This window comes from Mesorhizobium sp. WSM4817 (genome assembly GCF_055811135.1).
This window is the reverse complement of record NZ_JBVVQQ010000022.1, coordinates 43,095-55,522: the sequence shown is the minus strand read 5'-3', so window position 1 is coordinate 55,522 and position 12,428 is coordinate 43,095. Positions and strand designations below refer to the sequence as shown.

Sequence of the window (12,428 nt, the reverse complement as noted above, 5' to 3'; positions counted from 1 at the left end):
TAGCGTTTCACCCTTTCACGGAACCGGTCGTTGTTGGGCCGGCGACGTATTTCTTTACGAACGGCACGAAAACCACGATCGGGAGCAGCATAAGCACGCATGCGGCTGCCGCCTTGCCCCAATCGGTCCCCTCAAATGGCATGAAATTCAGTATTGCGACGGCGGCAGTTTTTGCGTCATCGCGTGTCAGTGTCAGCGCGAAAAGAAACTCATTCCACGAACCAATAAATATCAGTATTGCTGTTGCCAGGATACCAGATTTGGCGATGGGTATCGAGATGAGCGCCATCGTCTGCAGCGTTGACGCGCCGTCTATCATCGCGGCTTCTTCGATTTCACGCGGCACTTGGTCAAAAAACGCCGACAAATACCAGATCGCAAGCGGAACCGCGAACATTGTGTTGACGATGATCAGCGCAATCTTCGTGTCGACGAGGTGTACTTGGCGAAAAAAGAGAAAGTAGGGGATGATGTAGATCATCGCTGGCGCCGCCCGGAGTGCCAACACCAGCGTCAATAGCCTTCGCATCGCAGTTTTCTGCAAATGAGAGATGCCAAAGGCTGCCGGGATCGAAAGCGCCATGGTCAATATGATGGTGCTGCATGAGACCACAATTGAATTGATGAGCGCGGAAGAGAAGTCCTTGTCAGCGATTATTGCGGTATAGTGCTGAGCGGATGGCTCCCCCACGATCACGGGCGGCCATTGAAACATCTCGGTCGGCTGCTTGAGAGATGTCGATAGGGTCCACAATATCGGCGAGAACAGGAATAGCGCAAAGGCAGCGCAGACAAGGTATCCGTAGATGTGACGTCCGAGGTCCCGACGCATGGGCTCACCTCCCAACGCGAGGGGCCGAGATTTGGCGAATGGATGATATCCGGAGATGTGACGTCCAAGGTATCGATGCATGGGCTTACCTCCCAACGCGAGTGGCCGAGATTTGGCGAATAGACCAAAAGCACACGCCGACGATCGTTGTTGTGAATGCCACGAGAATTGCGGCGGCATAATCGAGATCGAGATATGTAAATGCGGTCAGGAAAGCGTAGAAGTTTAGGGGTTCAGTCGCCCCAGCCGGCCCGCCACCTGTCAACACGAAGATCACGGGGAAAATCCCAAGGACCTCTAAAGCTTGAAACACGGCGACGGCTCCCATCGCAGGTAAGACGAGCGGTATGGAAATATGCCATTGCGCCTGGGCCCAACTTGCTCCGTCGAGGTTTGCCGCCTCATAAATCTCGTCTGGGATCGAGTCCAAAGACGAGAGAAGCAGCAAAGCAACTATGGGAACGCCAAACCAAATCGATACGATGATCACGGAGACAAGCGCTGACGTTTTGCTTCCAAGTAAGTCAGCTTCGAAATTGTGACCGAACAAGCTTGCGAGATACGACAAGCCGCCCACACCAGGAATGAGGAACAGCTTCCACACAATTCCGCCTACCGCTGGCGGAATTATCGACGGAAGCAGGAAAGCTGCTCGCATCCACCCTGTGCCAACGAGTTTTTCCTTAAGCGCTATTGCCAACGCTAATCCACACAGTAGTTGGAGGACGACGGGGACGACGACCAAAATGAACGTAACCAGCGCGGCGTTGATAAACCGACCGTCGGACAAGAAGCGCGCGTAATTGTAAAGCCCGATAAAGCGCGTCTTTTCCGGGAAGGCTATGTTGAAGTCCCCAAACGAGAGGGCAACGACAGCTGCAATCGGGACGAGCGTTGCGAGACATAGGAACCCGATCGCGGGTGTAATGAGCGCCGAATACACTTTAGGCCGGGAAGATGCCATCGTCCGTTGCTCCTGGAGTTATTTATGCTCGCCCTGGAATGGGCCCCTCAGCTGCTGCCAGCAACGCTAAAGCGAGCTTCAGCAAGCAGAGGACGTCAACGATGCAGTGTTCCCCGTGGTGAGTTATTCGCGGCCGTCGATGAAGTGACCGAGACAATTCCACGGTGTATAGTTTTATTGTAGAGTTACCTTTCCAAGTTTCATGCGCCTTTGAAAACAGAATGCTGCGCAGCATTCAATTGGCAGGCGAAGCACGACGCATGCCCGTCGACGGCCTCGAGGCAGCAGGTTCACTGCCACTTGCTCGCCATTGCTGTCTTGATCAGGGCCAAGAAGGATGTCCGGAACGTGTCATCTCGTGACGCGCGTGCTCAGACCCGTGGCTCCGATTCGTTCATGGTCACCTTTGTGTCATTTTGGCTATAACGAAACTGGGCATCAGTAAGTCCGGCCGCGTCGGACAGTTCTGCGGCTAACAGCTGAGCGGGCAGGATGTCCACGATTGATCGTGCCACGCGGTTCTGCAAAGACGGCACCTTCACAACTGCGAGGTTTTTGGCGTCCTGAGGCGACTCGCTTGCGGTCACCAGTAGAACGGCACAGCCGATTTCAGCCAATTCCTGCGCCAGTCGCACTTCGCGGCCGTCACCGAATATCAAAATCCCGGTTGCCTGATCCATCGATTCCATCGGGCCGTGCAAGTAGTGCAGCGTGTCTGCGACGCCGGTGGGCACCCTCGCAGCCTCGCGAATGAGCAAACAAGCCTCGCCCGCCGTACCCAAGGCCGATATCGCGCCAACGCAATCGATCGCCCGCTGGTCGTGAAACATTTCTCCAATACGTGCCATCTTTTTCGCCGAGGCTTCCAAGACCTCGCTTGCTATCAGAGGAATGTCGTTCCAATTGAAGCTGTCTTCACCGCAAAGCGCATCTATCAGCAGCCCACCTGCGAGCAGCGAGCCTGTGTAGCCGGTGCTCGAGGGGAGTGAATCCGGACCGGACTCAAAGCGAAGTGCTGCCGAAGCGGCGCGTGACAGTGGGTCGTTGCCTTCGTTTGTAATCGCGAGGGATGGTAACCTGCTGTGGACGGTGAGTGCAGCGATTGGCTCGATGCTTCTTCCTCCGACAGAAAAGACTATGATCGCGTCGCCAGGGTCGCCCGGCTCCATGAGATCGACCGCGCGCCAAGTGTTTGCTCGTCTGCCGCGACGTTGCAGTTCACCGGCCACTACCCCCGCTGCTTCGTAACTCGCGCCTATCCCGGTAACGACGACAGTCCCCTTTTCAAATGGCACGAGATCAAAATCGCGAAGCTGCGATCCGACGACTTCCAAAGTATGGCGAAACTGATCGGGTTGGCGGGCGATCGTTGACCTGTAGATCATTGGATATCCTTGTGTTGAAAGATGATTGAGGCCTCTGAGCGATCGCCGGCCATGTGAAGTTGCCGCGCCATAACGCAGGCGCCTAAAACCGGCGGCTTGTCGAGGAAGGTGACCGCTACTGTCGCCCCGAAACGATTGGAAATTTGATGGGAGAACGCATTGGCTAAAAGAGGCTGGGCGAGAATGACCCCCCCGCCTACCACAATGTCTTTGTGGGGCACGCCCGCCAACATCAGATGGTGGACCAACTGAGTCAGGGCCGCTGCGCCCTCGTCAATAACGCGTTTAGCCAAGGACGAACCTTCATTGGCGGCGTAGAAGATAACGGGTGCGTGTCGCCCCAGAGCCGCGGCGCTGCCTTCCTTCGCGATCGCGGTGCCGATGTTTGTGGGGCTATTCAGTCCGAATGCCTCACAAAGCGCTTCGACAAGCGGCTCTGACCTCGCCCCTCCCAGGTCAATATGCAATCGCACTGCTCGGCCGGCCTCGCGTACCAAACCTGGAGCGCTCCCTTCGTCTCCGATTACCCAGCCCCAACCGCCTGCGACATGCATCTTGCCTTTCTGGTCCCGAGCGACGGCGATTGAGCCAGTGCCTGCGACGACACCAATTCCGCTGGAAAGCCCCATGGCGAGGGGAAAAAGTTCTGCATCATTGACGACCCTTAAAGGGCAGGCAAAATGATTGGAAAGTGGCTGTTGGAGGACGGCGCACTCTTCCTCATCATCGCATCCATGAGAGCCAATCGCGATGCTGTTGGGCGTGGCGCCAGCAGCAAATCTGCGAATTAGCGCGATTAGTCCAGCGATATCGTGGTCATAGGCGCCAGAACGCCATTCACTGGTTCGCACGACCAGGTCGCGGTCCGTACCTTGGTCAAGGCAACCCCTCAAATGCGTTTTGGTGCCACCGATATCGACACCAATTGTTATAGAACCCATCTGTTCACTCTGTTCGCGTTCGCATGCACCGACCGCGGTTCCAAATTTATTTTTGGAAGAATATCACTATTTTCTCTCTTACAAAAGATGGTTTTTTTCATCATATCGAGTTATCTTGCCGTTTGACGAGGGATGTGGGATGTCAGTTGCGAACAGTGACGCAGGCGGTAAACGCCGTAACGAAAACTATGTTCACTGCTTGGCAATGTGCTGAAAATTTCCTATTGCTCTCACCGCCCGCGTCAAATCAAACCCAGAGGAGTTGGAGCCGTGATCTCAAGGAAATCGTCTTAATGCAGGAAAACATTTTAGCGCGATTGCGATCGTCTCAGCCCAGCCTCAGTCCGGCGCTCCTTCGCATCAGTGAGTACGTCCTTAAGGACCCCGCGAAGGTCGTGAACCAAACCATTACCGAGGTTGCTGACGGATCCGGATCGAGCGAAGCGAGCGTCTTAAGGTTCTGCAGAGACATCAAATTTTCGAGCTTCCAGCGTTTCAAACTGGCATTGGGGATCGAACTCTCCACTCACCAGACAATCAGACACACCAGCCCGTCTGGTGACGTCATCGACGACACGCTGTCGACGGCCATCACCGCGCTCAAGCAGACAAAGGACCTGTTGAACCAGGCCGCTCTCGAATTGGCGGCAAAACAGATCATACGAGCAAAAAGCATAGATCTGTACGGGTTCGGCGGCTCTGCGAATGTGGCCCGATACGCGCATTACTTGTTTGTTCGATTCGGACTGGTGTCGCGCGTGCTGGACGACCCACATCTCGCCGTCATGAGTGCAGTGAATCTCGGGCCGAAGCAAGTCGCACTGGCAATTTCGGAATCTGGCTCGAGCAAGGATACCATCAACTCACTGATGGCGGCCAAGGCGGCTGGCGCATTTACCATCGCAATCACCTGTCATATACGCAGTCCGATCGCTGCCAACGCGGACGCTGTACTGGGAGCATCCTCAACAGACACGCCCATCACGCGAGGAGCATTCTCCAGGGTCGCTGGACAATATTTGATCATCGACATCCTCGCCAACATGATCGCTAAAGATGGCAGCAAGTTCCAGGCGGCTATGCAGCGAACCGCAGAAGCCACCATAGATAAAAGCTTTTAGCCGAAACGTTCGCGCAGGTAGTCGTTCAGGAAGCGACCGTCCGGGTCGAAGCGAGCCCTTTGAGAAACAAAATCCCGGTATCTTGGGTACAAGGCTTCGATCTCGGACCGGCCCAGGCTGTGAAGTTTGCCCCAGTGCGGACGACCTTTTACCCAGGAAAAGATTGTCTCGCAATCGCGGATGAAATCCCAGTAGTCCTCTCCTGCTGCGCCGGACACAGATATCATCGCGGTCTTCCGCTCAAAGTATGGACTCAACCAAATATCGTCAGCCGCCACGGTTCTGTACTCAACCGGGAATATCTGCGACGGATGCTTCGTCTGGATCAGCTTGCGTATTTCACGCAATACCGCCGGACCGTCCTCGTAGGGCACCGAGTATTCGCATTCGTTATGGTTCGGCATCGGAATTGAACCCGGAAATATCCGATAGCTGGGCCCTATTCTCTCGCCGGCCTGTGCTTCGAAAGCTGCTGACGGCTGAGTTGTGACGTTCAGCGTTCTGATCTCGCAGACATCAGCTTTACTGCGGGTACGACCAATGCCAGACGTGTCGGGCAGGCTGTATAACGATGCCGAGTGTTCGGTCGGGCACCAGAACACGCGGAGGCTCCGGTTTTCCTGACATAGCTGATCCAGATGATTCATGCATTCTTCAAAATCCGCACGCCATATTTTGTCATGAAGATCAAAAGCAGGAACAAGCTTCATGGTGACGGAAAGCACCACGCCAAGCATTCCGAGACAAACTTTCGCAGCGTTGAGGGAGTCGGTGTCTTGAGAAGCATCGAAATCAACGATGGATCCGTCGCCGGTCGCTATCCGCATTCCAATTATCGGGCCCGCTAAGCATTGCAAGCTATCGCCGCTGCCATGCGTACCCGTCGATACGGCCCCGCTTATCGTTTGCAGATCGATGTCGCCCTGGTTGGGCAATGCCCAACCTGCAGAACGCAGTTCAGGGCCAACGTCACAGATTCGCGTTCCGCCGCGAAGGGTTACGCTGCCGTTGGTTGGGTCGATATTTTCGATCCCTGTTAGACGCTCCGCTGAGATCAGAACTCCGTCCGTGGGGACGATCGGCGTGTAAGAGTGTCCCGTACCCACAACGCGGACGCGCAGGTCGTTCGAGGCTGCTGCCTTGATCGTACTGCAGACGTCATGGTCCGAGCTTGGCATCTCGAAATGCTTTACCCGACAAACCTGATTGCTCACCCAGTTCCGCCAAATCATGCTCGGGCCGAGTGTCGACGCTCCGGTTTCTGAAGAAGGCAATGCAGTTATCCTTGTTTGCGTTTTCTCGGGTCCTTGGCTTGGCGGTATTCTTATGGCTTGGGCAGCCACCCCGCTTCAGGCGAAACGGCAGCGCTGTGGCCGCCCCGACTGACTTGCGGACCAAGCCGCTATGATGGATATCATCATCGCCATCAATATAAAAGAAGATAATTTCCATTGAGAACTGACCTGTGCCAAGGCGCGAATCCGACCATCGTGCGGGGCACCAATCGAAAACGGTCTTGAACTCGATCCGGGACCTCGTTGGCTCAGCTCATTTCAAGCCTTAATGGCCCCCGAACTCAGGCCAGAAACTAGAGCCCGCTGCGCAAAGACCGTGATGACAGCAATTGGAAGTATTGCGAGGGAGCTTGCAGCCGCCATCGGTCCCCAATCGAGGTTTCGAGCGGATATGAAACCGGAGATGAACACTGGAAGCGTCTTGGCGGAGTTCCCGGCCAACATCACGGGGATGAGGAACTCGTTCCAAGCAAGCAAGCACACGAATATGGTATTCGCCGCCAGTCCGGGCATCAGTAACGGCAACACCACGTACCAGAACGTGGCCACCCGACCCGCTCCATCCACGGCTGCACTGTGCTCCAATGCAATCGGAACTTGGTCGACAAAAGACGTCATCAGCCAGGTCGAGAAGGGAATGTTGACCGCGGCGTACATGACAATCAGAGCGTAGTGGTTGTCATAGATGCCGAGTTTCGAACTTATCTGGAAAAGCGGAACCATTATGACAATGGCGGGAATGGCCCGAATTAGAATTAGGCCAACCTCGAGCGGCGCGCGGCCGGAGAATCGGGGGGAACGAGACAATGCGTAAGCTGCAAACGTACTGACTGCAACGCACAGAATTGTTGATCCGAGCGTGATCGTGATTGTGTTGAGGAAAACCTGCCCGAACCCCCGGGTCTGAAAAATCGCCGCGTAATTCTTCCAGGTGGCTTCGAACGCAAAAATTCTGGGCGGCAGCACAAACGTGTCCGCGCGTTGCTTGATAGACGTGGATAGCGTCCAGAAAACTGGAAACAATGATATCAAGCTTGCAGAAAAGAGAAGCGCGTAACAACATAAATTGCTGAGATGTCGCCTTGCCATAATTTTCATTGCTCCCGTGCCGCTCTGCGCCACAGCCAGTAGATCGGTGAGACAAGGATGACCATCAGGACGCCAAGCGCGGCTGCCCGTGATGTCTGAAAGAACCCGAACCCAGTATCATAGACGAGCATACCGAGCGTTTGAGTTGCGGTTCCAGGTCCGCCCTTCGACGTGACGATGAATATGAGGTCGAACATCTTCAAACTATCGATGATGCGGATCATCACAAGAAGGAGTATGATTTTCTGCAGAGAGGGAAGCGTCACGTAGAAGAATATTTGAAACGTATTCGCTCCGTCGATTGCCGCGGCCTCCGCCGGACCCTTCGATAATCCCACCAAGGCGGCTAATACCGTCAGCATAATGAAGGGGATTGATTGCCAGCTGTCCACTATGGTCACGGCCATCAGCGCCGGCCAACGCCCCCCAAGCCAATTTGGACCGTGAATGCCGATAATACCCAGGGCCCAGTTGACGATACCGAGATCAGCATCAAACATGAAGCGCCAGATCAGGCCCACTGCAACCGGGGTCAGCAGCATCGGAACCATGAGCGCCGTTCGAAACATTTGCGTGCCAAGCAAGTTTTTTTCTATGAGCAGCGCAAGCGCAATCCCTGTAGGAACCTGTACGACAAGCCCCATTACGGTAAGAAGACATGTCGTTCCGATTGCTTCCCAGAACCGCGCGTCCGTCAGTGCGGTGCTGTAGTTTTGCAGTCCTACAAATTGGCCCGGGATAAACGCTCCCAAGGTTTCATTGCGAAACGAGAGATAAAACGCCACCAAGATCGGGACGGCAAATACCGCCAGAATTAGCAGCCAGCTCGGAGCAACCAACAATTCGGCCATTCGTTGGGCGTTTCGGTCGATATCATTTGATCTTTGCCTACCAGAAGTCATTGACGATCATCCCGGGACCGATTGCAGTGCTCCACTCCAGACCGATCATTCCGCCCTTTCCTGAGCAAGAATCGGTTTCAACGTCTCATTCAGTGCCGCTAAACCTTCTGGAATGTCGGTGGTGCCGTTCAACATTGGGGGCATCAAGAATGGCCTTCTCCATCTCCGGCCAAACCCGGAGTTGCGGGAGGCGCTCGATGCGGGACGTTGCCGGAATGTTCAAGAGTGGCAGGTATGGATGAATTGCAAGAAGTTCCGAATCGCTGGTAATCGACTTTCTTCCGATCGCGGCGGCACCTGCCTTGAGGAATGCCTTGGAATTCGACTTGCCAAGCACGAATTCAAGAAACTTCCAGGCAGCCCCAGGATTTTTGGCGTCCTTCGGAATCCCGATATTCCATCCGGCAAGGTGCGTGATATCGGCAGCGCCTCTCGGCATCGGCGCAGTCCCAATTTTTCCTGCGTGCAGGTTGTTCGCGGGATCTAGCGCCATGCCCCAGTAGCCCGAATACTGCATCATGGCGCCAACGTCTGTCGACAAGAACTTGTTTGCGACGTCATCGCCAGTTGCCGAGATTCCCCCTTCAGGCCCGTAGGACAGCATGTCCTTGAAATATCTGGTGGCCAAGATTGCCTCCGGGGTATCAACGCTTGGCAACAATTGTTCGTCGTAGAGGTGACCTCCAAAACTCCAGACCAATGTCATCCACCACCAGCTTGCATTCGGTCCCCAGCCGAACATCGCGCCGTCACCCTTATCCGCATCCTTCACGGTTTTTGCATTGGACTTATATTCGTCCCATGTCGTCGCCGGCTTTAGTCCAAGCTCGCTGTATATATCGGTCCGGTACCATTGAATCATCGGCTCGGTTGACAACGTCAAACCAAGCGTCTTGCCCTCGAACTTGCCATAGTCTCTTTGTCCCGGCTCAAAGTCGCCGATGTCGTATTCGCTCGATGTGGTGATGCGCGGATCTAGAGGCTGCATAACACCAGCCCCTCCAAATGCGGCCAGAAACGAGTTGTCGAATTGCGCGATATCGTACTGACCCTGCCCTAGCTGCACTGACAGCAGCAGCTTCTGATGCGCCTCGCTATACGGCACCTCCGTGACATGAACCTCAATCCCCGTCTGCTCTTCGAATGCAGGAATGAAGGACTGTATGGCGGTCGAAGATGGGCTCGGAATGAGGTAAAGATTGAGCTCTTCCGCCAATGCATAAGAGGCGCTGAGAGTTGCAATTGCCGCGCCAACCATTGCTTTAATGATTTTCATAAATGTTCCCCTTCATGGTTTCTTTTGAACAGGCCATCGCGACGCGAAATGTTCGCCTTTGGTCATTTCCGAACAACTTCGGAGAGAGATAATGCCGCACTTCCACCATTTATTAGTAGAACTATGTGTTTCACCACTATTGGGCGTCCAGGCGTTTATTCGCTCGGCTGCGGCTTTGAAAGGAACTCCGCTCGCGCCGACGTCACTTTTCGGACCAAATGGGAAGACGTACTCAGATGCGCAGGCTCGTCTCTGGATCGAAGAGATGTAGCCGCCCTACGTTAACATGAAGTCGAAGACGCGAACCCAGATCGGGGCGCATCGCCGAAGCACAGCGTGCAGTCAGTCGTGTTCCACCCAATTCCCCGATAACGTAGGTGTCGGATCCAACCGTTTCCGCAAGAAGATGACTTATCTCCAAAGGCTGAAAAACATCCGTCGAATTCATTCTGCTTTCGTCAGTGAGATCCTCTGGCCTGATGGCCAGGAGGACACGTCTCTTTTTTTCAAGAGCAGCAATGCTGCAGGGCATCTTCAAAACCTGGCCGTCTCGCAGAGTAAGTGTGTGCCCGTGGCCTTCAGCCTCCAACAGATTTATCTGAGGCGACCCGATAAATGTCGCGACAAAGACGTTACGCGGAAAATTATAAAGCTCCTCGGGTGTCCCGATTTGGGCGATCCGGCCGGCCTCCAGACAAACGATCCTGTCGGCGAGCGTCATCGCCTCCGTCTGATCATGCGTGACAAAAATTGACGTCATACTCAGTTTTTGGTGAAGGAGTTTGATCTGGGTGCGAACTTCAGTTCGCAGTTTGGCGTCAAGATTTGAAAGTGGCTCATCAAACAGAAACAGCTGCGCGCTTCGGGAAAGAGCCCGTCCCATGGCCACGCGCTGCCGTTGTCCGCCAGAAAGAGCCCGCGGCCTTCGATCGAGATATGGCGTTAGCTGTAGCAGTTCCGCAATTTCTTTGATCCGCTGTGTGCGTTCTCCAGCAGGGATGCCATGCATCTTCGCCCAAATCCGATATTAGCAGCGACAGTCATATGCGGATAAAGAGCATAGTCTTGGAAGACCATTGCCAGGTTTCGATCTTTGGCGCCCAAATGATTCACAACGCGGTCATTTATCGACAGTTCGCCATCGGAAATGCCCTCCAATCCGGCGATCATTCGAAGGATCGTACTTTTGCCGCAACCTGACGGCCCGACTAGAACGACGAACTCACCGTCGCGGACATCGAGATCGACGCCGTGAACGACAGCTTGGCTACCGTAGGATTTCTTTACCGCTCTAAGCGACACGTTGACCATATCTTCTCCTGGGGTATGACTGGCTGGTTTGGCCGTCATTCAAGTCAGAGTGAAGCCGTCATTTTGTTCAAGCAGCATGCGTTCCACGTCGATCTGGACCTGCGCCCCGTTGCGATACCGCGTCCCAAAACGGTCGATTTTCCACTGCTCCATACGCACCCATGGCGCGCCTGACTGACCGGTCATATATTCGGCCAGAGCCCTGCCTAATCCTGGGCCATGTGTCATGCCAAACTCGTTGTCGCCGGTTGCGACAAAAAGGCCCTCTATCCCTTCGACACTTCCAGCAAGAAGGCGTCGGTCTGGAGTGTATAACGGCGCGCCATGGCTTACCCTCAATCCTGACCTACGGGCGAATGCCGGAAGCATGCGCGTTGCGAATTCTGCCCGTCGTTGCGCCTCCAATGCGCCATCGATCGGAATGTCGCTGAATTGGTCGGGCAATTGAGACTGAACAAACATGTCCCGCGGGAATATTGAATACATTCCGCCAAACACCAGCCCCCCCTCATGTTGGCGAACCCAAAGCACGTTTCCTGCCTGGCCATCAGACGCAATGCCCGTGAGGAATAGAGCCGGCATCGCAGCGGGGATGCCCATGGGTCGCGCGATCAATCGGGACGCCACGTGTGGAACCATTGGAAGGTAAACGCCATGTGGCTCAAGCAGCGGATTGCTCCATGCACCGGCGGCAACGACAACCTTGTCGGCAGCAACGTGGCCGGTCGATGTATCAACGCCAACAATCCTTCCTCCGCGTTGCACCAGTCCCGTTACGGACCGACCTGTATCGATCACGACGCCCTTTTCGTCGAGCTGATTTGCTAGCGCAATACCGACCTTACTTGCAGCGAGCTGCCCGGCACCCGGCTGTAGTACCCCGCCGAGAGTTTCGCCTGCACTGATCATGCCAGCCGTGGCGTCATGGACTTGCGCAGAGTCAAGTGCATGAGTCTTCGGTTCCTCAGGATGCGCCACCATCGCCTGCATCTGTTTCCAAGCTGCCTCATTTCCGGCCACCCAGAGAAGCCCATTTTGCCGAAAGTCGATGTCATGATTTGCGTGAAGCCTAGCGTAGAATTCGAGGCCGTAGCGCTCGAGTTCGGCTTCCTCGGCCTGTTGGGTCGGAGCAGAAACGGCCCAGATTGAAATGAATCCTGCCGCCGCTGCACTGGTTCCGCGGAACATGTTATCCCGCTCGATGATGCGAACACTCTTCACGCCTTGTTCATGGAGGTGCCATGCTATCGACGAGCCAATAATGCCACCTCCAACGATCACGACGTCGCTGGTATCTGCCATGGGTCATCCA

Annotated in this window: 11 protein-coding genes and 1 pseudogene; 1 reads left to right on the top strand and 11 read right to left on the bottom strand. The window is 54.9% G+C overall.

From position 1 onward, the window contains the following. Nucleotides 1–7: 7 nt before the first annotated feature. The 4 genes from AC0L2K_RS25755 to AC0L2K_RS25740 form a co-directional block, all read right to left on the bottom strand. A complete protein-coding gene (locus AC0L2K_RS25755; protein ID WP_473532656.1) occupies nt 8–832 on the bottom strand; it encodes a carbohydrate ABC transporter permease in 825 nt (274 codons plus the stop codon). 85 nt (nt 833–917) lie between these two features. Further along, nucleotides 918–1,796: a carbohydrate ABC transporter permease gene (locus AC0L2K_RS25750; RefSeq protein WP_473532655.1), complete on the bottom strand. Its 879-nt coding sequence runs from the start codon at nt 1,794–1,796 to the stop codon at nt 918–920. A gap of 371 nt (nt 1,797–2,167) precedes the next feature. Then, nucleotides 2,168–3,181 carry an SIS domain-containing protein gene (locus AC0L2K_RS25745; protein WP_128205100.1) on the bottom strand — a complete coding sequence of 338 codons (1,014 nt, stop codon included), beginning with the start codon at nt 3,179–3,181 and terminating at the stop codon, nt 2,168–2,170. Then, nucleotides 3,178–4,122 carry an N-acetylglucosamine kinase gene (locus AC0L2K_RS25740; protein WP_473532654.1) on the bottom strand — a complete coding sequence of 315 codons (945 nt, stop codon included), beginning with the start codon at nt 4,120–4,122 and terminating at the stop codon, nt 3,178–3,180. The genes AC0L2K_RS25745 and AC0L2K_RS25740 overlap by 4 nt, the downstream gene beginning before the upstream one ends. 293 nt (nt 4,123–4,415) lie before the next feature. Between AC0L2K_RS25740 and AC0L2K_RS25735 the strand changes: the two genes are divergently transcribed. Further along, the gene (locus AC0L2K_RS25735) at nt 4,416–5,243 is read left to right on the top strand and encodes a MurR/RpiR family transcriptional regulator (protein ID WP_473532653.1); all 828 of its coding nucleotides are present in this window, start codon (nt 4,416–4,418) and stop codon (nt 5,241–5,243) included. On the opposite strand, the gene AC0L2K_RS25730 is transcribed toward AC0L2K_RS25735, so the two are convergent. The 7 genes and pseudogenes from AC0L2K_RS25730 to AC0L2K_RS25700 all read right to left on the bottom strand — a co-directional run bounded on the left by AC0L2K_RS25730 (nt 5,240) and on the right by AC0L2K_RS25700 (nt 12,418). Next, nucleotides 5,240–6,457, bottom strand: a complete 1,218-nt coding sequence (locus tag AC0L2K_RS25730; protein WP_473532652.1) for a D-arabinono-1,4-lactone oxidase — start codon at nt 6,455–6,457, stop codon at nt 5,240–5,242. The two genes, AC0L2K_RS25735 and AC0L2K_RS25730, sit on opposite strands and share 4 nt — an antisense overlap. Beyond that, nucleotides 6,402–6,695: a hypothetical protein gene (locus tag AC0L2K_RS25725; RefSeq protein WP_473532651.1), complete on the bottom strand. Its 294-nt coding sequence runs from the start codon at nt 6,693–6,695 to the stop codon at nt 6,402–6,404. The genes AC0L2K_RS25730 and AC0L2K_RS25725 overlap by 56 nt, the downstream gene beginning before the upstream one ends. Before the next feature lie 101 nt (nt 6,696–6,796). Further along, nucleotides 6,797–7,636 carry a carbohydrate ABC transporter permease gene (locus AC0L2K_RS25720; RefSeq protein ID WP_127318990.1) on the bottom strand — a complete coding sequence of 280 codons (840 nt, stop codon included), beginning with the start codon at nt 7,634–7,636 and terminating at the stop codon, nt 6,797–6,799. Then, entirely contained in the window at nt 7,633–8,478 is an 846-nt protein-coding gene (locus AC0L2K_RS25715) for a carbohydrate ABC transporter permease (protein ID WP_473532650.1), read from the bottom strand. Before AC0L2K_RS25715 ends, AC0L2K_RS25720 begins: the two co-directional genes overlap by 4 nt. Before the next feature lie 136 nt (nt 8,479–8,614). Continuing rightward, nucleotides 8,615–9,805, bottom strand: a complete 1,191-nt coding sequence (locus AC0L2K_RS25710; RefSeq protein WP_473532649.1) for an ABC transporter substrate-binding protein — start codon at nt 9,803–9,805, stop codon at nt 8,615–8,617. A gap of 232 nt (nt 9,806–10,037) precedes the next feature. Then, a pseudogene (locus tag AC0L2K_RS25705) lies at nt 10,038–11,116 on the bottom strand (ABC transporter ATP-binding protein). Between the two features lie 39 nt (nt 11,117–11,155). Beyond that, nucleotides 11,156–12,418 carry an NAD(P)/FAD-dependent oxidoreductase gene (locus tag AC0L2K_RS25700; RefSeq protein ID WP_473532648.1) on the bottom strand — a complete coding sequence of 421 codons (1,263 nt, stop codon included), beginning with the start codon at nt 12,416–12,418 and terminating at the stop codon, nt 11,156–11,158. Nucleotides 12,419–12,428: the final 10 nt, after the last annotated feature.